Consider the following 25517-nt stretch of genomic DNA (forward strand, 5'->3'; position numbering starts at 1 on the left):
GCCGGAGCAATAACAGGCTGTTGGGGATTAGGATGTCTCAAAACGCGTCACCAGATCGAAGGCACACTTGTATTCACTGCCATGATTAACCGGTTAACCGCTTCAGGTGTTCTGGCTATCAGACGCAGCTCCAGCACACCGGCATTAAACAGCTCCACATAGTTATCGTAGGGTTCAATCAGTATGCTTTCCTGGGCTCCCGTGTCTGAGAAAAGTGCAATCGCTTGATCGGTGTTTTTCTTGAGATTGCGAAAACAGACAATATTGCCCTGAGACTTCAGCTCGCCCAATATACGGTTGGTACGGGAATAGGCTTGTATCAGGCCGTGGTATTTGAGGTTTTTATCCACATAGAGGGTATTGAGTTTTTTCGCATCGAAGCCAGTGAGAAACATGTTTACAACTAAGAGAATATCGGCACGGTCTTTATCTTTAAAACTCTCTTTATCCCGCTCTTTCATGCGCTTGGCGATATCTTTGTAGTAAGTATAAAAGGCCCTGCTGTCTTTAACCGAGTGTTTGGTTTGGTACATTGCGTTGTAGTCTGCTACACACGCTTCCAGCTTTTCACGGCTGTGCTTATTCTTGATGTCACCCTTTTTAATATCAAAATCGGGATCTCCGATCAGGCCATTGGCATCGGCGTCCTCTTCATTGGTGCCGTAGGTAAAAATAGTAACCATCCGCAAGTTATGGTTGCCTGCTATTTTTTTCCGTTGGAAGCTCTCATAATATTTTATCAGCGTCTCGACATTGCCTACGCACATCATGGCCGAGAACTGTCTGTTGTGGGTTTTTCGATTGTGGTGAGCAACCACCCAATCAACAATGCCGTCGATACGCTTGGGGTTTTCAAAGAACTCCTTCACGTTGATGGCAGGCACCTGCTCATCGACAAGGCTACCGTCTTTGCGCTTCAGCCGGCCCCAGTACTCTATTGAGAACTTGAGTACATTATCGTCAGCAATGGCGTTGGTGACGACATATCGATGCAGGCACTCGCCAAACAGGTCTTTGGTGGTGCGTTTGCCGTACGCATTACCGATGGAATTATCTTTGAAAACTAGGTGTACCGGCAAAGCCAAACAGTTGAACATTACTGAAGAAGGCGACGATGTTTTTATGGGTATCGCCAAACTGCGAACGGTGACACTCGTCAAAGATAAAGACCATGCGTCGCTCTTTCAGGCCATCCATCTGCTTGCGGTGTTTTGGTTTTTTTATCGCCGCGTTGAGTTTCTGAATGGTGGTGATAATGAGAGAGTTCTCCCCCGCCATCTGTTTCACCAGCGCCGTGGTGTTATCCGTGCCATCCACAGAGCCTTCGCTGAAGAAGTTAAACTCACGGGAGGTTTGATAATCGAGATCAGCCCTGTCCACCACAAACACCACCTTGTGTACTTTGGGCAGCCGGGTGAGAATTTGCGCAGCCTTGAAGCTGGTGAGGGTTTTCCCCGAGCCGGTGGTGTGCCAGATATAGCCGTTTATCGGCTTACCCTCAGGGTCCAGCCGACCGTTGGCCGATTTGACCCGTTCGACAATCGCCTCTACCGCGTAGTATTGATAGGGGCGCAACACCATCAATATTTTGTCGGACTCGTGCAGCACAATGTATTTGCAGATCATCTTTGAGAGATGGCATTTCTCCAGAAACTTATCGGCAAAATCGTCCAGTTGGGTAATAAGGCTGTTCTCCGCATCCGCCCAGTAGAAGGTCTGTTTAAACTCCTGCTTGCGGTTATTGGCGTAGTAGCGGGTATTCACCCCATTGGAGATGACAAACAGCTGCACATATTGAAACAGCCCGCTCTCGGCCCAGAAGGAGTGGCGCTGATAACGGTTGATCTGGTTAAACGCCTCTTTCAGCTCCATGCCCCGGCGCTTCAGCTCGATCTGCACCAGGGGGAAGCCATTTACCAGTAGGGTCACGTCGTAACGATTTTTGTACTTGCCCTCGATGGTCACCTGATGGGTGACCTGATACTGGTTCCGACACCAGTGCTCGGTATTTAAAAATTGCAGGTAACAGTTACTGCCATCATCACGGGTAAACTGGAAACGGTCACGCAGGGTTTTGGCGCGCTCAAACACGTTACCCCGGCCAAGATGGTTTAACACCCTGGCAAACTCCTGATTAGTCAGTTTGACGCTGTTATGAATCTCCAGCTGTTTTTTTTAAGTTAGCGCGTGACTGGTCGGCATCGGTGATCTTGACTCGCTCATAACCTAACCCTGTCAGGCGTTGAACCAGACTCGCTTCCAGTTGCGCTTCGGACTGCGTGGAGACTTCTGCATAGTCCAATCGGCTGTTTTTACGCTGTTGCCTAGCTTCAAATGCTGCCTTGTTATAGAACTCGACACCCACCCGCTGAATGTGCTCAAGCAGATTCTTATTTTCAATATGGTTAAAAAGTGAAACATCAAAACCATAAGCCAGATCAAGCGCATCCAAGGCCCCGATAACATCAAACAGTAGTTTTGTATCAGGGGAGGTGAGCGTCTTTATCGTCAGATCAATAGTAGAATACCTGCTGAACCAACGCAATGGTTTCGTTGGGCAGCCCCCAGGTCTCTTCCTTCCTGTTTTTCGGCTCAATCATTAGCGCGCTATCCCTGTTCGCTCCGGCTCTTCTCTGCCAGCCCATTGAGCTTTTCATTCAACGCACGAAAGGCCGCAAAATAGTCATCGATTATGGCATTCACAATCTCATCGGTGGTCTCTTTGTTATAGGTATGGGAGGATTTATTTCGGCTCTCCACCATCTGCATCCAGACGTCACCCTTCTCCACCAGCCCCACTTTAAAGGCTTTATGGGCAACGTTTTTAGAGCCAAACAGGTCGGTATAACCACTCGCCTCCAGAAAGTCCTTTTGGGGGTCCTAGGGATTTTCCCTCGTAAACGGACATAAACGGCTAGATCCCATGCCCTGCTTACGTTTCCGGATGTGGGTACTTTTCCTGAACAGGCTTATAACCGTCGATTGAGCTCATTAATTCGTCCAGATCCGGCAATTTCCCACTCATTTGGAAGTTGTAGGTGCCTTTCAGGTTGATGTTGTACCAGGCAACTGGGGAGGCTTGTTTGACGATCTGGATTTTTTCATCATCCTTCTGATATTCAAAGCTAGTCAGCAACTGACTGAGTATGGCCGAGTTAAAGTAGATTATAGCGTTGGTAACCAGGCGAGCACATTCGTTCCACAGTTGGATCTCCTCATCCGAGCTGCCGCGGAACTGATCACCATTGACGTTGCTGATTGCACGACGCAGTTGGTGGTAAGCCTCGCCTCGATTGAGTGCTCGCTGAACGTAGTCGCGCAGACTGACGTCATCGATGTAGTTGAGTAAATAATTCGCTTTCACCATACGATTGTATTCCGTTAGTGCCCCGAGTAACGGGTGGCTGCTTTTGTAACCTGAGAGCTTTCTAACCAATGTCGCTTGCGTTGTTTTGCGTTCATAAAGTGAGATCATGATCCGTTGTATAGTATCCCAGTGAGCCGCGATGAGCTTGGTGTTGATGGGCTTTTTCAGACTCAATTGGATTTTCTTATCCTTGTCTTCTTTGACATCGAACATCTCATTGATGACACGACCCACCTGAGCATAGCGTGGAGCAAAGCTGTACCCAAAGAGATCTAGCAATGCGAAGTTGATGTGATTGACTCCGTGCGTATCGGTAGACAGTACGTCTGGCACGATCTCGGAACTATTGTTCATCAGTAGATCGAAGATGTAGTGGGACTCGTGCTCGTTAGCACCGATCACACGAGCATTGATGGCCGCATGATTGGCGATCAAGCTCATGGCCGACACGCCTTTTTGCGTGCCAAAGTATTTTGACGAGTAACGTGTTTTAAATGTCTCACGCCGGGATTCGAACTTCTGACCATCAGCACTGGCGTGGATAACATCTTCTTGGATATTGTAGTGCTTGAAGATCGGAAGCTTAGCCGTTGCGTTGTTGATGCGATCGTTGGCTGCGTTCAGTGTTTCTAACCTCAGATAGTTCGCCTGAATGGTGCTGAGCTGATCGTAAGTGCGATCGGATATTTGAGCGATACCATAAATGCCTTGGTTGGTCGCGTTGCCCACCAAGATAGCCAACAGGTCATACTCGTGTGCTCGGCTCTTCGACTGTGCACCCAGTACATGCTTAAAGTCATCAAGGAAGCCTGTGTCGCGATCGACCATTCGCAACACATCGGCAACGCCAGTCGTGGGTAGTTGCTGGAAGAACGGATTATTGACCAAGTACTTTTTGTTGGCCGTGGGTAAGCGCCAATGGCGCTTTCCTTTGGGGTTTCTCAGGATAATATTTCGGTTGTCATCGTGTTCTAGATAGTGACTCACTTCTTGTAATCTAACACCCAGGTTTTTGGCCATTTGGTCAATGAGTTTGTTGGGATTGGCGGCTAATTTAGGCAACTGGGTGCGCTCTAATAGCGCGTCTTTTTCTTCTGTCCATCGCTCACGATTGACTAGATCAGCCTCCAAAGCCCTGTATTTAAACACATTTGGCAGTGTGAGCTGGCCATTCAACCGATTGGGGATTTGCAAGTAAAGGAACCATTCGTACCGACCTTTATTCATCACGCCGCTCGAGTCTTGCATGAACGACAATTGCTTCTTGGTAGGCAAGCGGCTATCCATTGCGCCGATTGAGATTTCACCATCGGCGATAAGATCACGCTGCGCACGATGCAGTGTAGCTGCCAGGCGCTGTGTTTTTTCACCGCCTTCAAAGTGCAAGCACAGGAATAGATCACGAAGTAAGCCTTCTCGTAAGCTCACCCGGTGATCGAAGTACTGCCACGTGGCCTCTTCAACCGATCGCTTTTGATCATTCAAAAACAGGCAAACGGATTCCAGATCTTTCGCCGCTAGAAGTTTAAAAGCATGCTGCCGTAACGCCCCAAACGGTTGTTGTTGATCTACTCTGTCGTCGATAAAAAGACGCAACACTTGCGCCGCTTTACTGACGTTACTCGCAGCTCGTTGCCAGTCTTGATAAACAGATTCTCTCGCGTATATTTTGGCTTTCTGTTTTCTTTGAAAAAGATGATGAACAAAGCCATCGGCTATTCGTTCCAGTGCCTGTTGCCAACGCGATTGCAAATAGCACAACAAGTAGAGGCGTTGATAACCAACAGGTTGGCGTTTTAGTTTGGCACCATAGTAAGTCACTCTTTCAGCAAAGTACTGCTGATTCTTCAACGATATTGATAGCTGACTTAAAACCTCATCGACTTCTAGCATCCAAGATTGAATGTGCTGATGTACGGCGAGTTCTTTTTGCAACTCACTCCTTGTAATGTTCTTAGCCGCCATTCTTAACCGCCGTAGAGTCAGTGGGTCATTGCCTTCGACAAAGTCAGACAACATAGAAGTCAAGTCAACAGAGATGAGGTCTTCGAGTTGGCGAATGAGTTGATCGTTGGTAGCACTGACGACATCACTGATCAAGTCTTGCAAAACTGAGTACCCAGGAATGCTAATTTTTTGTGCCGCTAAGTATTCAATAGCCCTGTCAAACAACGCTCGCGGTTGAGCCCATGCTTGTGCGTGTTCGCGAAGGTCTATTGTCAGCGCGGCGCTGTGCCGTTCGTTCTCCCAGCGTTGATGGTTTGTTAATTCGTATATGCGATGATAGATACGCACACGAGTTTTTTGAGTTAGATTGAAGGGACTCAGACCGGAACCGGGAAACACTTCTGAGCAGACATATTTAATATCATGCTTGATCTGGTGGTAGCCGGGACTCAAAGAAATGGGCTTCACTTTAAAGTAGCCGAGCAACACAACGAACATGCAGCGTTGATCACGCCTGCGAATCTTCTGGCACTGGGCCAATTCGATATCATTGAGTGTGAAGAAGAATCGTTGATCGTTTTGATTGAGTGCTGGCGGGCCGAACAAGTCAACAATTTCCGCTTCGGTGAGGATCTTGAGTCGTTTCTCTGTGGTCATAATCGTTACCTAAAGGCCACGATTCTAGCCAAATTACCCTAAAATGTTCGGAAATCGAAAAGTACCCCTCTCGGGAAACGTAGGCGGGGAAAGGGATCTAGCCGTTTATGTCCGTTTACGAGGGAAAATCCCTAGGACCCCTTAAACGCCTTGTGTGGAGCGCCAACGAAACACTAGGCTTTCGTGACGATTGAAAAGGATAGCGCATGGTTACTTCGGAAGTGATAAGTGAAAATTTTAGTGATGCTTTGTTTAAAGATATATTTGCTGATCGGGCCAATCTATCGCGGCTAACTATTATGGGTGTGGTTGAGGAGTTTTGCCCCGCCTATAGCTTTGGCCGGTGGGTCTACTATAAGTTGTCTAATGGCGGTTTTTTTATGGCCCCAGACGCAACTATTCTGCTTCAACTGGTCAGAGTGGATTGCTTTCTTAAGGCTTCTTTGAGTGCTGAAGCGGCGGGTATTATCGCCAGTATGGAAGCCTACGGTCGTTTGGGTTTCGCTACTGGTGATCTTCTTTACCAAACGCAGCGTGACCGGCTGCGGGAGTTTTACTTCCCTTTAGCTGAAGCCTCTCTTATTAATAGAGCCACTTCTTTTTAGGGGGTGCCCTGGTCATGCGCCAACATGACCAGGGCGACACATCGAGGACGATTAGGATACTCGATATGCCTGCTTAGTATATCGCTTCCCTCTTTCTAAAGTTATCCCCATTTTTGGTGCATAACCCTGTCTATATTTCCTTCGATACCAGCCTGCACCTACCTCTCCCCCGGTTGTCTTCTTTTTATACAGATGCCTTCTCTTTTTTTTCCGCTTGTTCGGTTGTCCATTGGTGTTAGAGGATTCGTACCCTCAGCCAACATTCACTCTTCCACATTCCGGTTACCATCATTATTTCCCCGGAGATTCTTATGTTTGATTTGATCGATGCTTTTTTCGCTCTACCCTTTCACCTTCGCCTGTCGCTTTCTTTTCTGTTTCTAGCGATCCTTTTTTGCGTTCTGACCCGACGAGATCCGTAGGCTTTAATGCTGTGCATTTCCCTGCGGGCCGTTCCATTCTGGGTTTCGCTCCGCTGCATCCCTGCGGGACAAGCCCTACATCTCACTAATGCCTTCGCTCCTTTGTCGCTCCGCGCTCCGCTTGAAGTGATTTGATAAGGGGCTGTTTGCCCCCCGCTCGCAAAAGGGTATCCCCAACCTTCCGCTTTCGCTGCGCTCTTTTGTGCAGGCTGGGTGATTCCCCTCCCTTTCACTCTCTACCCCCACACTTCGCCAGTGTTGCAGGAGCGCATGACGCTCAACATTCAAAACAACAAAATCAGGGGTTAGAAATGAACCGACTTACCAAGGAATTGATTTCACTTCACAATCAGAAAGGGCTAAGAGCTGATCAATGGTTTAGCTTGATGATAGATGATGTATTGGCCGGTTTTGGTATTAAACTGACGGAGATACCAGCCGAGCCGGTTAGAGAGGTGCTATTTAATCTAACTGGAATGTATGCCCAGGAGGTTCTAAAAGCAGAACCCTTTACTGATTTGCTAAGTACGGTTTACATGGATATGGGCAGTAATTATCAACGGTCAGGGATGGGCCAGTTTTTTACACCAGAGTCTGTTTGTCGTTTGCTAGCTAGAATGACCATAGGCAGTGATTTTGATCATCTTGCAGAGAGGAAACGCCTCATTAGAATGCAAGAGCCTGCCGTAGGAGCGGGGGGAATGGTGCTGGCTTTTTTGGCTGAAATATTGGAACGCCAGGGGCCAGAGGCCATTAAGTGGATCTCAGTTACAGGAATAGATTTGGATCGTATGTGTTGCCGCCTATTTCCTTGCCAAGTCCTTTCTAGCCTCCTTGTGAATCGGATAGAGTTGGGTGAATTGATTTCATATCACGGCAATACCTTGGGCGACCCAACCCAATGGTCTACTGTTTGCCATTATTCACGTAGAGATCTACCAGAGGAGATCCACGAGGCAGACAGCCCGCAGGTAAAGAAAGCAGTAGCCGAAGCAGTGGCCAATCCGGTAACAAGTAGCCTGTCACAGCTAGACCAAATGCAGCTTTTTTAGCTAGATTCATGCCCAACAAGCAGTTGTATTGCGCGTTGGCTAGAAAATGTTTCTATTTGTGCAGTTAAGTAATGACAAAGGCACTATTTTGATGCGGAATGCTTTTCAAAGGGCAGTCTTATTAGTATTGACTGACAAATAGAGGCATCAATAATATGCAGGTTTTAATTCAGATCGATACAGAAACAATCAAGTTACTATTGCCTGTAGTGCCCGTAGCCGTGGTTTTTTGGGTGAATCGTAAACGGCTGCTAAAGAAATTGGCCGAAAATCGTTATTTACGTCATTTCTTAGAGGGATAGCCGTGCTAACTTCGCCGGATTCCACGTAGAAACGCTTGTTTTAGGGCCTAGATGAGTAACATATACCACTTAAGAACCTTATTCTTGTGAGAAAGGGGTGCAGAAAACACTTGCCGTGGTGGGGGAGGGGGTAATGTAGGCCCCTACTTAAAGGCTTTTCGGGGTACCAACTTGACAGGGTAACGCGTTACCCGGTAACATTATTAACACAGTTGTATGAACGGGATCGCTTCGGCGATGCGACTACCCCGCCGGGAAACCGGTTTCCGCCCAAGTGCAGAAATACCCAAGAGGCCCGATTAAGGAAAAGCTCACCGTAAGGTGGGCTTTTTTATTTTGGGGCTTTTATTGGTTTTTTGTGCAGCGTGTTGTAGGCAACTACATGAAAGCGGATAGGCTTTTTTCTTTTCGGTTTAGACCCATGCTGACGGGTACGCTCGAACGCTGTTTGGATGGACAGGTTCATCCGACCCCTATTTTTCCCTGATCGAGATACCGCGAAATAGACCTCATAGCTTTGTTTCTGATTACCGGTGCCAATTAAATCTACAGTGAAGTAATTACCGTGTTGGGTATGGTGGCATTTACGTTGTCCGAGACTGTTAACAATTCCTGGTAGCTGCTTCGACAGCGCATAGCGATCAAAGTCGAATTCACGTGTCTCTCTTGAATCCCGATAGTGCAGCGCCGGGTTAACGTTTGTGCCTTGGTCTATGCCTTTGGTGAAGGTGTGTAAGCTAAAAGTCACGTCAAAGGTATATTTTCGCTCAGGCTTATCCCCTTGAGCAGGCTGAATACACTCCCACTCGAAAGGGTGTAGGTGTGATAGATCATACTCATTGCCTTGATAGGTAAACGGCGTCCAGTTCATCACGGGGATTGGTTCTCCAATTTGAGAGAAATACTATCAGAGAAACTTTTCTGCCAATTTTCGCTTACCATTCGGGTCGAGCGTTTGAAGCTTGTCCTTTTCTGGGTAGTAGAATCCATTAGCGCTCAAATCTAAGTCTCCAATCGTCACCCTAACGGATAGTTCATATCCATCATCCCAAGTATCACGTACTTCAGCTTTGCAAATCTCGTCCCTTAATTCAAATTCAAACTTATCCTTTCCCTTTTTCCAGTTGTCAACTGCCGTTCTAACAAGGGTCTCACTAATGGTTTTTCTTTTCTTTTCTGAAAGCATGTCTAATGACCACTCTTTAACTGGCCCATACATTCCACTATTGTTTAGTGTCTCTACTATTTTGCGCATGTGCCCGCCTGTATGCTGATTCACCAATAAAGATGAGCGTGACCCATGGGGACTACCAAGAATATTTGTTCTCAAATTCCACCAAGTTTCCGCGACTTGAGCATCGTGGGCAAATTTGAGCATTTCTTCTGTATGCCAAATTAAGGCATCGCGGCTGCGAATAGTCCCATCTGCCTCAAGCTCAACTTCTACAGCTTCAACTAATACAGGAAATGCAGAGTCGCTATATAAAGGAGCCTCCAAGCGATCAGCGTGAAGCCATGTGATTTTATTGACTGAATCGACAAGTTTGTTGGCTACCTTTTCCGAGTAGGGGCAGGTTACAAACCCACGCACAAAAAAAACCGTGTGATCGATGCCCTTATAGGTGTCCAATTCTCCAATTGAAACAAAATTACGACCGCTCTTGTTTGGAGGTGTTGTCAATATCGGATGCCAGTCGGGGTAATTTTTAACAGCGTTTCCCAATCTGGCCACAACCTCTTCAAATGTGGCATACCCACCTTCCGGGTCATTTAATCCTTTCGTCAAATATTCACGGTAGCTTGCATTTGTCTCTGCTGCTGCAATCGGGTGTCTGAATTCCATAGTATGTCTTCCACATAGCTTCTACTGTTGCGTATGTGTAAGATAATACGCTTATATACTATTTACGTAAAGTACTAGTTAGCGTATTTATGCCTTAATGCGATGAAGGGGCTGAAAACAATTCTGATTGGGTCTGAGCTAATACAATCTGTATCGCGGTGTGAAGGATATTTTGATAGCCTAAAGGGCTTTCCTGATGCAATCAACACGGCTTTTCCGAATATCCATCTGTGTATTGTGCATATGCTACGGAACTCGATGAAGCAGGTGCCCTGGAAAGACCACAAGCCTGTGGCGGCTCATTTGAAAAAGAGTTGCCAGTCCATCACCGGGGAAAGAGCCTTACCGGCGCTGGATAAATTCTCTGACCGATAGGACGATAAATACCCCCAGATCAGCCACTCCTGGAGCACCCATTGGCAGAATTTCAACACGCTGCTCAACTACCCGGAGGACAAACGAAAAGTGATCTACACGACCAACGCCATTGAGTCGCTGAACAGCGTCATTCGCAAAGCGATCAAAAAGCGGAAGTTGTTTCCAACCGATGACTCTGCGAAGAAGGTAATCCACCTAGCAATCCAGGCCCCATCGAAAAAGTGGACAATGCCGATCCGTCATTGGAAACCAGCACTGGATAGATTTATGATTGAGTTTGTAGAACGCTTAGCGGTATATATTTAACCTTGGCTGTTACACAGAAAACTTTACAGGCTCTTGATGGATAGATTTACACGAAACTACAGCATTATTTTGGGCAGTATCATTTTACTGTTTATTGCCTATGCACTCTATGAAAACCCAGATGTATCAGATCTTAACGACCTTCTAGAAGAGGATAAAGCGATAGCCAGCTATCTCTATCAATTTCGGGTATTAAGAGTGAGTAATGGGATCGCCACAATGAGTTCACCCCGTTCAGCGGCTTTCCCCGTCTATCGTGTGCTCGGACTACTCAACCCTTACTTGGCAAACCGGTCTCAGGACGACCCGGATCTGATGAAGGCCCAGGATGAACTGGCGGATGTACAGAAACGCGCTCAGAAAATCGTAATAGAGTCTGCATCCGTAAACAGGGTCGTATGGGAATTGGATAAAAACTGGCTTTCCCAGCACGGTGTTCAAGTCGGCCTGTAACTAACTCCAGGATAATGTTTGGTGGATTCAAGTTGCAAGTGCACCTGTACTCTTCAGAGAGACCTCTCAGAGAGACCTCGTTGAGCACCTGATAATTGAGGCATTCCCGAGGTCGATTGTTGAGCTTTTCCACCACAGTTGCAAGCATTAGATCAATGACTTTTCGCCGATCGCTTCCTTTGGGAAAGGTAACGACGTAGCAGTCACTGCTGCCCCACTTTGCAGGCAATAAAAAGGCTTAAATCTCAATAAGTTGTTGCAATGAAGGTGCGAAGAAACACTGTAATAACAAGAGGATTCAAGCCTTGCCTCATCATAACACTGTGTTCTCTCACATCCTAAAACTGCTCCCTAGACATGAGTTTTCAGTGGCCACAGCCCAACTAACCGGACGCGCCAGTCTCCCTGATATTGAATCCGCCCTGGCAAGCCAAAAGCATTTGACGTATCACTTGGGAAGCGGGTCAATCAAGCGAACAACCCTGAGTCGAGCCAATCAAAATCTTTCTTCCGGTTTTTATGAAGAGCTCTTTGGGAAGTTATACGAACGCTGTTCGGTAATCCCCCCTAAAAACCGGTGGGGTTAAAAGTAGAATTTTCTGATAATGATTTTAAGGAGATTCTTCATGAAAATATCGAGATATAGCGATAGCCAAATAATGGCTATATTAAAGCAGACGGGGACTGGTAGCCCTGTGCCTGAGCTGTGCCGTGAATACGGCATGAGCAGTGCGACATTTTACAAATGGCGCAGTAAGTATGGAAGCATGGATGCGTCCATGATGTCTCGTTTAAAAGAGCTTGAAGCCGAAAACCGGCAACTCAAGAAAATATATGCCGAGGAACGCATCAAATCTGAGCTGCGCGAGGAGGCTCTTCAAAAAAAGTGGTAAGGTCTCGGCAGCGACGTAATCTGGCACAACAAGCGGTATTGGACAAGGCAGTGAGTATTCGGTTGCCCTGTGAGACCTAGGAGTTATAACTGTAAAGTGTTGTTTGAAAGGAATTGAAAAAAAGCGGGGTATCTGGTTGATTTGTTGTTGCGAGACATCAAAACAACCATTGGAGATACGCCACCATGAGTAAGAATAACGTTGTTAAGCTGGCAGGTCGAGATACGATTATCGATCCGCTGACAGAGTTGCCGAGAAGCGGTGCAGAGCAGTTGATCTACCAGGTGGTGGAGGCCGAGCTGCTGGAGCTGTTGGCGGAGCACGTCGAGCGACGGACAGAGGATGGCAAGACGGGTGTGGTGCGTAATGGTCACCTGCCAGCTCGTAAACTGCAGACAGGATTGGGGCCGGTAACGTTCCGATCAGCTCTGGTGCCGCCGTATGTACGCAAGACGAAGTCACTGGAAGCGGCGCTGGCGTGGCTCTACCTGAAGGGGATTTCCAGTGGGGAGATGGGTGAAGCCCTGAAAGTGCTGGTGGTTCCGGATGCAACAGGCTTGTCGGCCGGCAGGGTATCGCATCTGAAGCAGGTCTCGGCAGAAGAATATCGGAGCGGGTGCGAGGAGCGCCTGGATAAGGGCCATTGGGTGTATGTGTGGGCAGACGTCTACAGCGGACAGAGAGCAGAGCAGAGCAGACGAAGCTGTGTGCCCTGGTGGTGATCGGCGTGAATGAGCGTGGTGAGAAGCATTTTCTGGCAATTGAGGATGGTGTACGGGAGTCCACACAGAGCTGGCGGGAGGTACTGTTGAAACTGAAGTCACGCGGACTGACCCCGCCAAAATTGGCGATCGGTGACGGTGCCATGGGATTCCGGGCTGCGCTGGAGGAAGTGTATCCGGAGACGCGCCAACAGCGCTGCTGGATGCACAAGACCATGAACGTGCTGAACTGCCTGCCAAGGTCAGCTCAGCCGAAAGCGAAGCAGGCACTGCATAACATCTGGCAGTCGGAGACCCAGGCCGATGCGGAAAAGGCCTTTGATCTGTTTATCAAAACGTATGAGCCAAAGTATCCGCAGGCTGCCATCTGTCTGCACAAAGACCGAGAGGAACTGATGGCTTTCTATCAATTTCCTGCGCAGCACTGGCAGAGCATTCGGACCAGCAATCCGATTGAATCCACCTTCGGGACAATCCGCCATCGAACCAAGCGTTCCAAGGGCTGCCTATCGCGTGACGGCATGGTACACATGATGTTCAAACTCGGCCTGTGTGCCGAGAAGAAGTGGAGACGATTACGGGGTTTCGATTACCTGGCGAAGGTGATAACCGGAATCAAATTTAAAGAGGGTGTTGAGGTAGCAGGAATCGATCAGGTTGCCGCTTGATTCAACTAGCTAAACACCAGATTTGACTATAACTCATGACCTTGTGCTTCGGAATCTATGCTGATGCAGTTTTTGCACCCATAGTGGGTTTTGCCATGCTTTATGGCCCAGCGGGCTTCAACATCCTTCTGGCGGCGTTTGTTATCACCCCATGCTCAGGGCTGCCCCCATCTTTGGATTTGCCTATTTTTCTCTCGCGTATCACGTTGCCTAGGTACTGGAACGATAGCGGCATCTACAATCTGTCCCTTGCGAGCACTGAAGCCCGCTGCATCAATCCGGATCAACAGCTCTGAAAAGAGTTTATCAACAAGGCCCCGTTCTTTCAGGCACTCACGATATACCCAAACCGTTTTGGCATCGGGTACCTTACCCTCCGGGCTCAGCCCAGGAAAACGACAAAAGCTATAGCGATCCCGTAATTTGGAGCTCTGTTTTATCATCCGGACAGATTGAACAAATGCTGTAGGACCAACACCTGAACATCAGTACCGCATCGTAAGGTGGGCGCCCACCTTTACTGGGACCACTGTTTTTATAAATTGAGCCCAGCAACGCCCGAAAAACCTCCTAGTCTACGGTCCTTTCCAGCTTTGGCAGCGAGTCTCCCTGTTGCTCAAGGTGTTCAAGTTGGTCTTGATGATCAAAAAAGCTCGGTTGCATGGCTTTTATCAATGGTTGGTTGAGTTGGTTACTATTATCGCTGATTTACGAGGTTTTTTAGAGACTCCCCCAATAAGCTATTTAGTTTGCAAGAAAAATCTCCCTTCAATATCAATATCAATATCAATATCTTGCAATCATGAAACCACAAAAACCGGATAACAATGTTAATTTATTCCGTTCGAAACTTTCTCATATCTTAAATCTCTGACACCCATTGGTGCGGTTATCCGAGAAAATGAACGGGGAAAAACTTGAGGCTGACATTAATATCATTTACAATGAAAGTGCTGGCCAGTCCTCCGTTACCCACTCGTTTACTGGCGATACCTCAAATACACCTTTAATCAGAGCGATTAAAGCGTTGTGAAACGCTGGGTTGAAAACCCATATTGGCCGTACTTTTGTGGATTCCAATACCTGCAACACGAACTCCCCTTACACCCCTCCAGACTGGTTCGTTGGCGCAACTGAGTCGGTATAAATTTGACGCACTGTTGAAACAAACCATCGAGCTAGCGCTGAATACTAAAGCAATGAGCTTGCGTGAGTTAGAGCACGTCAATGTGGACACCACCGTTCAAGAGAAGGCCATCACCTTTCCCGCAGAGATGCAAAGCTCTACCATAAAATACGTGACCTATTGGTGTCTGCGGCTCAAAAGAGCGACACTATAATGAGGCCAGAGCTATGTCAAGGTAGAAAGAACGCCTTGATCATGCAAGGACGATATTCTCATGCTCAGCAGATGAAGCGTTCGGCGAGGCAGACTAGAGAACTCAAGAATGCATATTGTGCATCAGGGCTATTCTGGGCACCGCGTAGGCAATGAAATTGACGTTAAGCTTTGTGGCAGGCTCCCTAAGAGGGCGACTCGGTCAACCTGAAAATGGATGAAGCACCGAACCGCCATCGAGCCGGTTATTGGGCACCTTAAATCAGACAATAGACTAAATCGAAACTACCTTAAAGCTGAATATGGTAATGAAGCTAATATGGCTTTGGCGGCAGCGGGATATAATTTAGCCAAGTTGTTAGCTTGGTTTTATTGTGCTTAGATAAGGTTAGCGGGAAATCGTATGATTATTCCAGATAATAGGCAGAGAATCAGATCTGAAAGGTTCAGGGAACCAGATTCTCGGCCTGACACTTCAGGGACGACTATCTATCGATGGATATACGGGGATGCTGCACAAGGCGATTCTTTGTACCAACATCTACTGAGGTGGCACAAAAGCGTCTAAGACAGCAGCAATACGGGGTTCTGGGGACATTCCGTCCTAAAGTGACACTTATCGCTACAGCCCACGCCTCATAAGGCTTCTAGAGGTGCCTTAATTTTCGAAATCACTGCAATATCCCAATTATAGTAATATTCCGGCTTTTACGAGAAGCCTATGCCTTATAAAGAACGCCTGACCGTACTCCACGAAGCAGAAATTAACGATTTATATGGCGTTCCCAGCCTGTCACTGGAAGAAAAACGTATCAGTTTTACTCTGAATGATCTGGCGCAGGACGTTATTAAATCCATCAGGGATCGCAATCATAAATGCTATGCTATTGCTCTGCTGGGTTACTTTAAGATCAAGCCCATTCAGCTCAATCCGGCCTACAAGGAATTGAAAGCAGATCTCACCTTTATTGCTGAAGAATATTTCCCTAAATTTAAAGTCCCTCGCTTCAGTGTTAGCAATAAGCAGAAAACACGTATCTACGACAAGATTATAAACCTTCAGGGATTCAAAACATGGTGTGTGGAACAACATCAGGAACCTCTCATTACCTATTTGCAACAGGTTGCTAAATCCTGGATTGAGCCGCGCTTTTTATTTGATGCCTGCACCGAATACTTAGCTCGAAATCATACAGGAATCCCTAAATATACCGTGCTTCAGCGAATTATCAGTCAGGTAATAAAACAGGAACGTAAGCGACTTTCTGATCTATTAAAGACAACCATATCAGATGAATTAGCTACTAACTTGGCTGAGTTAGTTGATGGAAAAGGTATGCTAACCGTTAAAGAACTTAAGCAGGCGGCGAAAAGTTTTAATGCTCCAGAATTGGAGAAAGAGTTGAACGTCAACAAGTTGATTCAGCCCTGGATGGATGAAGTTAATCAAGTGGCCTCTGCTCTATCACTATCGCAACAAAACCGACTGCACTATGCGGCGATGGTTGATTACTACTCTATAACCAAGCTTAAACGCTTCGACCGTGTCACGCAGCAGCTTTATTTACTTTGTTATCTTCAGAAGCGGGTACAAATCAATATTGAACGTTTGGCTGATGGGTTTATTTATCATGTCCGAGAGTTACGTGAAAAAGCTAAAGCGTATGCCAAGGAAATGGCCTATAAAGATTGGGATGGCGCGGTAATAAATATTAGCAAAGCCGCTGAATTATTATACTTTTTTATTGACGACACCATTGATGACCATGTGTCATTTAGACAAATAAAACAACGGGTACAAGGCTTGCTTGGAGCACGGGAAATAGAATCACTGTGCTTGTATCTGAAGAAACAAAAACGCACGAAAAATGATTACATCTGTGAATTTTATGATAAGCAGCGTGAACTGATTCAGCACTTAATACGCCCCATTTTTTTATGCCTGACCTTTGAAGGATCAGACAATACACAGGCTTTATCTGCACAATTAAATAGAATGAAAAAAGAGTTGTTAGGTGCTGGTGAATTAGCATCGTCAGATCGACGATTGATTCCAGCCAAACACCAATTGTATGTTATCAATATTGATAACAACGTACTCTCTGAGCGTTACGAGTTGATGCTGTATTTAGCAGCTCAAAATAATCTTGGTGGGAAACTCTTTATACCAACGGCGACCTTGTTGGAGATATCCCCTGGGCACAGAAAGACAAGCTACTTAAAGGTTCCATGCTAGATAGCATGAATACAGAGCCTGCCCAGCGGGTTAAATCGATGGAGAAAAAGATGAACGATAAGCTGCAACGGGTTGGCCAGCGCATTGATGAGGGCGACAATCGAAATGTGGTATTGCGTAATCGCTCAGGAAAAACTCAATGGAGGTTGCCGTATTCAGGCACAAAATCGGCTTTAAACAATCCCTTTTTCGATCGTATGAAACCGATTAACATTGCCGATGTATTACGCTTCGTTCATCAGGAAACAGGATTTTTAAAGCACTTTGAGCATGTTCGCCAGGTACAGTCCGGACAGAGTGATCATTTGAATGATTTACTGGCGGCTCTCATTGGCAATGGAACCTATTATGGCCTACACGGCATGGCCAGCATCTCTGATAGATCATCTACGCACAGTACAGGCCAATTATTTGCGACCTGAAACGCTAAACCTCGGCAATGATGCAATTAACGATGCGACAGCGAAATTATCAATCTTCAAGCATTACAATATCCAAAAAGGACTCATTCATGCCAGTGCTGACGGGCAAAAATTCGAATCACGGTTAGAGACTTTTAAAACTCGCTATTCATCTAAATATTTTGGCACGAATAAATGACTAACATCGATGAACTTGATTGCCAATCATGTAGCCTTGAATGCCCAGATTATTGGTTCCAATGAACATGAATCTCATTTTATTTTGGATCTGCTTCATAACAATACCTCGGAGATTAAGCCGGATATTTTGTCAACGGATACGCACGGCGTTAATCATGTTAACTTTGCTTTGCTGGACCTGTTTGGCTATATCTTTGCGCCGCGCTATGCTCAGTTTGGAACCGTGATATCAGATCTTTTTGATGTAAATGAGGGAGAAGACAATAAGGCAACGCTCTCATTAAAAAAGCCTATTAATACAGAATTAATTATCGATGAGTGGGATACGATACAGCGCATTATTATATCACTACAGCAGAAGACGATAACGCAGGCGACCCTTGTTAGAAAGCTTTCTGGCTATAGTCAAAACCACCCCTTGCTGAAAGCTTTAACTGAATATAATCGTATGCTCAAGGCCATGTACTTACTGGACTATATTGATGATGCCAGTTTAAGAACTTATGTACAGCGAGCCTTGAATCGTGGGGAAGCTTATCATCAATTACGGCGTGCTATTGCACATGTGAATGGCAATCGTTTCCAGGGAAAATCAGACGATGAGATTGTCTTGTGGAATGAATGCGCGAGGCTATTAACCAACGCCATTATCTATTTTAATTCGCTGATACTGACGCGATTACTTGAGCATTTTGAGGGGGAAAGTGACGATAAGAAGTTGGAAATTATTAAGCAAGTTTCGCCAGTGGCTTAGCATAACATCAATTTGAACGGAACTTACAGCTTTAGCTTTGAACAAAACCTACTAGATTTGGATGAAATTATGCAATCAATCGTGCAAAATGAAAATTAAGCCACCTCTGTAGGCCTTGTGGGGTATGGGCTGTAGAGATAAGTGTCACTTTAGGACGGAATGTCCCCAGAACCCCATATTCGCTTTCCCAAGAGCGCCAAGCAAACCTGCCAGTGCGTCCCTGAAGTCGCCTGTAGAGATGCCTTTCAAGTACAACCAGGGCAGCAGCTCTTCAATGGTCTTCGCTCGCTTCAAGTACGGTGGCACCAAACCGCTGTTAAACTTGATGCCTTGCCCGGTACGATCTCTTACTTTGGGAACCTTGACCCCAATATCACCAAGCCCTGTTTGGATCATACGTTCCGGCAGGTGCCCATTGCGCACAACACCTTGTAAGCCTGATTCTCTCAGCAACCCTTGGTATTGTGCTAACAGGGTGGCGACTTCCGCCTCTATGGCTTGGGCTAATAGTTGCTGGGATCCGGTATGTAAAAGCTCAGAAAGGACATCTCGCGCTGGCCTATTCAGCCCGACAATATTATCATTCTTCATGTAGCGTACTCTTGTTGGTTGGTGATCGGCTAGGATTTTTTCCTTCCAACAGGATATACTGCTTTAATTCCTCATACACCAGAAATGACTATACCTCTTAACCCACGCGTAGTAGCTTGATCGACTCAATCCAACCATTTGGCATAAGCGGTTAACCGGCAACTGGGCTGAGTGACACTGAATAAACTGATGCTTTATTTCATTTCTTTGGCGAACAAGGCTGAAGCCTTCTGCGTAATCGGTGAAGCTCCGTCCGCTCATCGGCTGATAACGCACCGTCTTGTTTTGAGGCTTCAATCTTTGTTTTACAATCATAGAGTTGATTTGCTCGAATACCCAGTAATTTAGCCGCCTCAGCGACCGAATAACCTTGATCTGTCACCAATCCAACCGCTTCTTCTTTAAAGGCTTGAGGGTAACTCTTGTAAACTCGTTTTTGATTCATATCCGCTACAATAACCAACGGTATTGTCTTTTATTCAAGTGTCCAGATCAATTAAACTAGAACAACCCTGTGTTTTCTACATATTCAATATTTATTTTAGATCCGCCGCCGTAGCCTACAATACGAAGGAAATCTGAATAGTAATTAGTCGATCCTGAAATATTCATAACGCAATGATTTATATAAAATAAGCGTCTAAATTTGATAAAATAAACGTCCGTGAAAGGGGTAAAAGCAGAGAAAAACTGGACGAAACAGAGGTGGATAATTGAGCAAACCCAAGACAGACAATCCCAACCAGCAAAGTTTCCTGCACCAGAACTTACTGGATCAACTGAACCCCAAGCATCCACTTTTGCTACTGGCCAGACAGATAGACTGGTCATATTTTGATGCTGAATTTGCCCCGCTTTATTCTCATCTTGGAAAGCCCTCAAAACCCATCCGCCTAATGGTGGGTCTCTCGATACTCAAGCATCTGGAAAACCTCAGTGACGAGGTTCTGATTCAACGCTGGATACAAAATCCCTACTACCCGAGTTTTACGGGTGAGATCGAATTCCAATGGCAACTTCCTTGTGACCCCTCCGACCTGACTTACTTCAGAAAGCGTATTGGCAACGAAGGTTTTGAAAAGGTCCTGGCTGCCTCTATCGCCTTACATCAAGAAAAGGCGATCGAAGATAAAATGTGTATCGACACTACCGTACAAGAGAAAAACATTACCTTTCCAACTGATGCAAAGCAGTACCGAAAGATACACGGGCAGTTACTCAAGATGGCCCGAGCAGAAGGTATCGTGCTCAGTCGAAGCCATGAGAAGGAAGTAAAAATTCTCAAGCTCCCCACCCGATTTGCCACACATCCGAGGAATCGTAAAAAGGCACGTAAGGCTGTAAAGCGATTAAAGACCATCAGCGGCCGATTACTGCGTGAAATACAGCGTAAGATGACCGCAGAACAACAGAAATTCTATGCAGAAAAGTTCGCCCTGTACCAGCGCATGCTGAATCAGAAGCGTGCTGATAAAAACAAGTTGTACAGCCTACATGAACCTCATGTTTACTGTATGAGCAAAGGCAAGGCACAGCAGCGTTATGAGTTTGGCACCAAGGCATCAATCACCACCACAAGGGACGCGGGCATTGTGATTGGTGCCCTGGCTTTTGAGAAGAATGTATTTGATGGTCACACCGTACCTGAGGTCTTGGCACAGGTGAAACGTCTCATCAATCGAGTACCCAAAGTGGGTATTGCTGATCGAGGTTATCGGGGCAAATCAAAGGTTAATGACACCCAGATAGTAACGCCAAAGCCTGCTAGGAAGAATACCTCAGAAGAAGCCATGGCATTAGCCAGAAAACGTTTCAGAAGACGAGCTGGCATTGAGCCTGTGGTCACTTAAAGAGTGACCACAGGCTAAAAAGGAACTTTCTTAAAGGCTTTGCCGGGGATCAGATTAACTTGCTTATGGCGGCGGCTGCCTTCAACTTCAGAAAATGGATGAGGGAGGTTCTTTTTGTGCTGAAAAATATCATGTCCATACTGTTGTTCCTGTTTGCAAAACAGAAACAACAGTATTATTAAGTGCCTGGAATGAATATTTCAGGCTCGACTAATTAATGCTAAAAATAAAACAGAATGATAAAACATAAATGCAGATGCGATTGCTACCCACAATCTTGAAGCAGCACGAAGCCGGTGTTTCGGTGTCAGAGCTGGCGTGCGAGCACGGGGTTAGCACGGCACTGATTTATCAGTGGCGTGCCAAATACGGTGGAATGGATGCCTCCCTGATGAAAGAGGTCAAAGATCTACGTGCTGAGAATGCCCGACTTAAGAAGATGTACGCAGAAGAACGGATCAAAGCGGAACTGCGACAGGAAGCCCTTGAGGGAAAGTTGTAGCGCCATCTCGTCGAAGGGGGATGGCGAAGCACACCGTGAGCCGTGATGGTATCAGTATCCGTTTAGCCTGTATTACTTTTGGTATCAGTCAGACCTGTTACCGATATGAGGCTAAATGCTCTAGTGAAAACAGGCAGATTGCCGATTGGCTATTGCGACTGAGACAAACGCACAAGCGTTGGGGCTTTGGTTTGTGCTTTCTGTATCTACGCAATGTGAAAGGCTATGGCTGGAACCACAAGCGGGTGTATCGCATTTATCGGGAGTTAGAACTTAACCTTCTGATTAAGCCCCGAAAACGGATCAAACGGGATTATCCCGGAGAATTGGATGTGCCCAAGGCAAAGAATCAAGTCTGGTCGATGGATTTTATGTCAGACCAGCTTCGTGGTGGGCGCCACTTCCTTACGTTCAATGTGATGGATGATTACAACCGTGAAGGGCTGGGAATTGAAGTGGATTTATCACTACCCTCATCGCGCGTGGTTCGGGCGCTAGAGCAAATCATTGAGTGGCGTGGAAAACCAGCGGCACTGCGGTGTGACAACGGGCCAGAGTATCTTAGTCAAACCCTGGTGAACTGGGCGAATGCGCACCGAATTACCTTGCTGTATATCCAACCGGGCAAGCCGATACAGAATGCCTGTATTGAGCGGTTTAACCGCACAGCGAGGCATGAATGGTTGGACATGCACCTGTTTGAGAGCATTGCGCATGCCCGGTTATTAGCCACTCAGTGGCTTTGGCAATGGAAGAGTACCTCCGAGGCAACTGCTAAAGGCAGCTTAACCCTCTATTTAAAACTCAGGTTATAAATGGGGCGATTACAGATAATGAATATGCGGAAATGGGGGGATTTGTTTATCGGCCGAATGAAAGGCTCTGAGCTGAAACGACTGAAGCCATTGGAGTGGTAGAGAGGCGAGGCAGAATCCTGGATGGATGTCCGCAGTAGTTCGAGGTACCACGAATTGTCGTGGGCAGTCTCGTGGTAATTCTGAGCATTTTCTGTTCAGAATAGAACGCCCCCCTCCAATATGGTGGCGGCCCGTACCAGCCACACCCCGGCACACAAGTCCACTGCTGCGGCTGCTCCCTTCCGGGCCTGACCGGATTCACAGTTTTTCGTTGCGGGGGACCGATACAGGCCACCATTACAGACACCAACCCACCAACCCACCAACCCACCAACCCACCAACCCACCAACCCACCAACCCACCAACCCACCAACCCACCAACCCACCAACCCACCAACCCACCAACCCACCAACCCACCAACCCACCAACCCACCAACCCACCAACCCACCAACCCACCAACCCACCAACCCACCAACCCAGGCGAATTATCCCGGTCTATCGTGATGGGGTCAACCTTGAGGAGCTACTTACGGAGAAAATAGCGGTTTTACCCGATTAAAATCCTTTAAAAGCGCTCTGCGAACCATTAATCGAACTTTTTTCTGCACTTTTCTGCTCAAAAAATTGTAATCCTCCCTGATAAAAGGCCCATCACAAACTAGAGTTCTCCGGTTAAACTAACCACAGACAGGAGAACGAAGATGAAGAAGAGCGAAAGCCAGATTATCCGTATTTTGAAGGAAGTAGAGGACGGTAGGGTATACCCGATGCCACCTACTACAACTAGAAGAGAAAATATGGTGGTAGGCATCAGATATCAAGCGTCTAAAAGAGCTTGAAAATGAGAACAGGTGTCTCAAGCAGATGCTCGCCAATTTAAGCCTGGAACATGCCACACTTAAGGATGTCATTGAAAAAAGCTCTAAAGCCAGCTGAGAAGCGCGAACTGGTTGATTATCTGCAAGACGAGCATGTTCTGACTCTATGAGCCTGATACAGAACGAGACCGGCCCGTTATAGATGCACTGCAACAGCTGGAGACGAAACAACCAACGTATGGATTTGGTTTGATATTCGACACGCTCCGGCGCGAAGGAAAGCCCTGAAACCATAAGCGAGTATACCGCATATACAAGCTACTGAAGCTTAATTTCAGACGCAAGGGTAAAAAGCGGTTGCCTAACCGTAATCCTCAGCCGCTGGTTGTTCCGGAGGCAATGAATCAATCATGGTCAATGGATTTTATGAGTGATTCACTGATGACCGGAGGCGTTTTAGAACATTCAACATTCTCGATGATTTTAACCGAGAGGCGTTGGCCATTGAGATTGATTTAAATCTACCGGCACCGCGCATTATTGAGTTATAGTCAAATCTGGTGTTTAGCTAGTTGAATCAAGCGGCGACCTGATCGACTCCTGCTACCTCAAGACCCTCTTTAAATTTGATTCCGGTTATCACCTTCGCCAGATAATCGAAACCCCGTAATCGTCTCCACTTCTTCTCGGCACACAGGCCGAGTTTGAACATCATGTGTAGCATGCCGTCACGCGATAGGCAGCCCTTGGAACGCTTGGTTCGATGGCGGATTGTCCCGAAGGTGGATTCAAGCGGATTGCTGGTCCGAATACTCTGCCAATGCTGCGCAGGAAATTGATAGAAAGCCATCAGTTCCTCTCGGTCGTTTTGATAAACAGATCAAAGGCCTTTTCCGCATCGGCCTGGGTCCTCCGACTGCTAGATGTTATGCAGTGCCTGCTTCGCTTTCGGCTGAGCTGACCTTGGCAGGCAGTTCAGCACGTTCATGGTCTTGTGCATCCAGCAGCGCTGCTGGCGCGTCTCCGGATACACTTCCTCCAGCGCAGCCCGGAATCCCATGGCACCGTCACCGATCGCCAATTTTGGCGGGGTCAGTCCGCGTGACTTCAGTTTCAACAGTACCTCCCACCAGCTCTGTATGGACTCCCGTACACCATCCTCAATTGCCAGAAAATGCTTCTCACCACGCTCATTCACGCCGATCACCACCAGGGCACACAGCTTCGTCTGCTCTGCTCTCTGTCCGCTGTAGACGTCTGCCCACACATACACCCAATGGCCCTTATCCAGGCGCTCCTCGCACCCGCTCCGATATTCTTCTGCCCAGACCTGCTTCAGACGCGATACCCTGCCGGCCGACAAGCCTGTTGCATCCGGAACCACCAGCACTTTCAGGGCTTCACCCATCTCTCCACTGGAAATCCCCTTCAGGTAGAGCCACGCCAGCGCCGCTTCCAGTGACTTCGTCTTGCGTACATACGGCGGCACCAGAGCTGATCGGAACGTCACCGGCTCGCCGGTCTTCGCGCGAACTTTGGGGATCTTGACCGTGACCGGCCCCAATCCTGTCTGCAGTTTACGAGCTGGCAGGTGACCATTACGCACCACACCCCCGCCTTGCCATCCTCTGTTCGTCGCTCGACGTGCTCCGCCAGCAGCTCGGCCTCCACCGCTTGGTAGATCAACTGCTCTGCACCGCTTCTCGGCAACTCTGTCAGCGGATCGATAATCGTATCACGACCTGCCAGCTTAACAACGTTATTCTTACTCATGGTGGGGTTCTGGGGACATTCCGTCCTAAAGTGACACTTATCTCTACAGCCCATACCCCACAAGGCCTACAGAGGTGGCTTAATTTTCATTTTGCACGATTGATTGCATAATTTCATCCAAATCTAGTAGGTTTTGTTCAAAGCTAAAGCTGTAAGTTCCGTTCAAATTGATGTTATGCCAAGCCACTGGCGAAACTTGCTTAATAATTTCCAACTTCTTATCGTCACTTTCCCCCTCAAAATGCTCAAGTAATCGCGTCAGTATCAGCGAATTAAAATAGATAATGGCGTTGGTTAATAGCCTCGCGCATTCATTCCACAAGACAATCTCATCGTCTGATTTTCCCTGGAAACGATTGCCATTCACATGTGCAATAGCACGCCGTAATTGATGATAAGCTTCCCCACGATTCAAGGCTCGCTGTACATAAGTTCTTAAACTGGCATCATCAATATAGTCCAGTAAGTACATGGCCTTGAGCATACGATTATATTCAGTTAAAGCTTTCAGCAAGGGGTGGTTTTGACTATAGGCAGAAAGCTTTCTAACAAGGGTCGCCTGCGTTATCGTCTTCGC

The 25517-nt window shown here is 47.0% G+C and carries 16 protein-coding genes, 1 other RNA gene and 11 pseudogenes; 15 read left to right on the forward strand and 13 right to left on the reverse strand.

All coding sequences use genetic code 11. From position 1 onward, the window contains the following. Window positions 1-83: 83 nt before the first annotated feature. The 3 genes and pseudogenes from MN084_RS07470 to MN084_RS07480 all read right to left on the reverse strand — a co-directional run. A pseudogene (locus MN084_RS07470) lies at window positions 84-2302 on the reverse strand (type I restriction endonuclease subunit R); the annotation flags it as partial. A 305-nt stretch (window positions 2303-2607) separates the two neighbouring features. Then, window positions 2608-2862, reverse strand: a complete 255-nt coding sequence (locus MN084_RS07475; protein WP_330178529.1) for an HI0074 family nucleotidyltransferase substrate-binding subunit — start codon at window positions 2860-2862, stop codon at window positions 2608-2610. Between the two features lie 70 nt (window positions 2863-2932). Then, window positions 2933-5971 carry a Tn3 family transposase gene (locus MN084_RS07480; RefSeq protein WP_241086558.1) on the reverse strand — a complete coding sequence of 1013 codons (3039 nt, stop codon included), beginning with the start codon at window positions 5969-5971 and terminating at the stop codon, window positions 2933-2935. A 206-nt stretch (window positions 5972-6177) separates the two neighbouring features. Here MN084_RS07480 and MN084_RS07485 point away from each other — a divergent pair, with 206 nt between their 5' ends. Together MN084_RS07485 and MN084_RS07490 are read left to right on the forward strand one after the other, a co-directional pair. Continuing rightward, the gene (locus MN084_RS07485; RefSeq protein ID WP_330178453.1) at window positions 6178-6576 is read left to right on the forward strand and encodes an antirestriction protein; all 399 of its coding nucleotides are present in this window, start codon (window positions 6178-6180) and stop codon (window positions 6574-6576) included. Window positions 6577-7309: 733 nt separating this feature from the next. Then, on the forward strand, window positions 7310-8050 hold the full coding sequence (locus MN084_RS07490; RefSeq protein WP_330178454.1) for an N-6 DNA methylase: 741 nt from the start codon (window positions 7310-7312) through the stop codon (window positions 8048-8050). Window positions 8051-8683: 633 nt separating this feature from the next. On the opposite strand, the gene MN084_RS07495 is transcribed toward MN084_RS07490, so the two are convergent. Then, a complete protein-coding gene (locus tag MN084_RS07495) occupies window positions 8684-9226 on the reverse strand; it encodes a hypothetical protein (RefSeq protein ID WP_330178455.1) in 543 nt (180 codons plus the stop codon). Between the two features lie 33 nt (window positions 9227-9259). After that, window positions 9260-10195, reverse strand: coding sequence for a hypothetical protein (locus tag MN084_RS07500; RefSeq protein ID WP_330178456.1), 936 nt, complete (start codon window positions 10193-10195; stop codon window positions 9260-9262). A 174-nt stretch (window positions 10196-10369) separates the two neighbouring features. Between MN084_RS07500 and MN084_RS07505 the strand changes: the two are divergent. The 5 genes and pseudogenes from MN084_RS07505 to MN084_RS07520 form a co-directional block, all read left to right on the forward strand. Further along, window positions 10370-10879 (forward strand): annotated as a pseudogene (locus tag MN084_RS07505) (transposase); the annotation flags it as partial. Between the two features lie 36 nt (window positions 10880-10915). Next, window positions 10916-11332 (forward strand): hypothetical protein, encoded by a 417-nt coding sequence (locus MN084_RS07510; protein WP_330178457.1) that lies wholly within the window; start codon window positions 10916-10918, stop codon window positions 11330-11332. Window positions 11333-11700: 368 nt separating this feature from the next. Next, entirely contained in the window at window positions 11701-11919 is a 219-nt protein-coding gene (locus MN084_RS19490; RefSeq protein ID WP_445083912.1) for a DUF4372 domain-containing protein, read from the forward strand. 39 nt (window positions 11920-11958) lie between these two features. After that, a pseudogene (locus MN084_RS07515) lies at window positions 11959-12296 on the forward strand (transposase); the annotation flags it as partial. A gap of 114 nt (window positions 12297-12410) precedes the next feature. Continuing rightward, a pseudogene (locus MN084_RS07520) lies at window positions 12411-13615 on the forward strand (IS256 family transposase). Between the two features lie 155 nt (window positions 13616-13770). On the opposite strand, the gene MN084_RS07525 reads toward MN084_RS07520, so the two are convergent. After that, the gene (locus MN084_RS07525) at window positions 13771-14058 is read right to left on the reverse strand and encodes a hypothetical protein (RefSeq protein WP_330178458.1); all 288 of its coding nucleotides are present in this window, start codon (window positions 14056-14058) and stop codon (window positions 13771-13773) included. Between the two features lie 586 nt (window positions 14059-14644). Between MN084_RS07525 and MN084_RS19495 the strand changes: the two genes are divergently transcribed. The 5 genes and pseudogenes from MN084_RS19495 (at window position 14645) to MN084_RS07540 (ending at window position 18546) form a co-directional block, all read left to right on the forward strand. Further along, complete coding sequence (locus MN084_RS19495) at window positions 14645-14752, forward strand: transposase (protein WP_445083913.1); 108 nt, start codon at window positions 14645-14647, stop codon at window positions 14750-14752. A gap of 23 nt (window positions 14753-14775) precedes the next feature. After that, on the forward strand, window positions 14776-14955 hold the full coding sequence (locus tag MN084_RS07530) for a hypothetical protein (protein ID WP_330178459.1): 180 nt from the start codon (window positions 14776-14778) through the stop codon (window positions 14953-14955). A gap of 216 nt (window positions 14956-15171) precedes the next feature. Further along, a pseudogene (locus MN084_RS19500) lies at window positions 15172-15321 on the forward strand (IS5/IS1182 family transposase); the annotation flags it as partial. 354 nt (window positions 15322-15675) lie between these two features. Beyond that, entirely contained in the window at window positions 15676-17190 is a 1515-nt protein-coding gene (locus MN084_RS07535; protein WP_330178460.1) for a DUF4158 domain-containing protein, read from the forward strand. 197 nt (window positions 17191-17387) lie between these two features. After that, window positions 17388-18546 (forward strand): annotated as a pseudogene (locus MN084_RS07540) (Tn3 family transposase). 183 nt (window positions 18547-18729) lie between these two features. Here MN084_RS07540 and MN084_RS07545 read toward each other — a convergent pair. From MN084_RS07545 to MN084_RS07550, 3 genes and pseudogenes are all read right to left on the reverse strand, one after another. Beyond that, window positions 18730-19137 (reverse strand): annotated as a pseudogene (locus MN084_RS07545) (transposase); the annotation flags it as partial. Between the two features lie 63 nt (window positions 19138-19200). Beyond that, window positions 19201-19452: a helix-turn-helix domain-containing protein gene (locus tag MN084_RS19505; RefSeq protein ID WP_445083914.1), complete on the reverse strand. Its 252-nt coding sequence runs from the start codon at window positions 19450-19452 to the stop codon at window positions 19201-19203. Further along, complete coding sequence (locus MN084_RS07550) at window positions 19337-19582, reverse strand: transposase (RefSeq protein ID WP_241087391.1); 246 nt, start codon at window positions 19580-19582, stop codon at window positions 19337-19339. The genes MN084_RS19505 and MN084_RS07550 overlap by 116 nt, the downstream gene beginning before the upstream one ends. A gap of 268 nt (window positions 19583-19850) precedes the next feature. Between MN084_RS07550 and MN084_RS07555 the strand changes: the two are divergent. Then, window positions 19851-21169: pseudogene (locus MN084_RS07555) on the forward strand (IS5 family transposase). A gap of 68 nt (window positions 21170-21237) precedes the next feature. Further along, window positions 21238-22304, forward strand: a protein-coding gene (locus tag MN084_RS07560; RefSeq protein ID WP_241087388.1) for an IS3 family transposase whose coding sequence is annotated in 2 segments (ribosomal slippage) — window positions 21238-21475 and window positions 21475-22304 — 1068 coding nt in all. Because the reading frame shifts where the segments join, the coding sequence is not laid out codon by codon here. 233 nt (window positions 22305-22537) lie between these two features. On the opposite strand, the gene ffs is transcribed toward MN084_RS07560, so the two are convergent. After that, window positions 22538-22633, reverse strand: an RNA gene (gene ffs, locus MN084_RS07565) — signal recognition particle sRNA small type. A gap of 417 nt (window positions 22634-23050) precedes the next feature. Between ffs and MN084_RS07570 the strand changes: the two are divergent. Then, window positions 23051-23715 (forward strand): annotated as a pseudogene (locus tag MN084_RS07570) (IS3 family transposase); the annotation flags it as partial. 29 nt (window positions 23716-23744) lie between these two features. On the opposite strand, the pseudogene MN084_RS07575 reads toward MN084_RS07570, so the two are convergent. From MN084_RS07575 to MN084_RS07580, 3 genes and pseudogenes are all read right to left on the reverse strand, one after another. Continuing rightward, a pseudogene (locus MN084_RS07575) lies at window positions 23745-24776 on the reverse strand (IS256 family transposase). Further along, window positions 24674-24940 carry a hypothetical protein gene (locus MN084_RS19510; RefSeq protein ID WP_445083915.1) on the reverse strand — a complete coding sequence of 89 codons (267 nt, stop codon included), beginning with the start codon at window positions 24938-24940 and terminating at the stop codon, window positions 24674-24676. Before MN084_RS19510 ends, MN084_RS07575 begins: the two are co-directional and overlap by 103 nt. A gap of 79 nt (window positions 24941-25019) precedes the next feature. Next, window positions 25020-25514, reverse strand: a pseudogene (locus MN084_RS07580) (Tn3 family transposase); the annotation flags it as partial. Between the last annotated feature and the right edge of the window lie 3 nt (window positions 25515-25517).

Origin of the sequence: Candidatus Vondammii sp. HM_W22 (assembly GCF_022530855.2) — a bacterium.
Taxonomy (GTDB): Bacteria; Pseudomonadota; Gammaproteobacteria; order Chromatiales; family Chromatiaceae; genus Vondammii.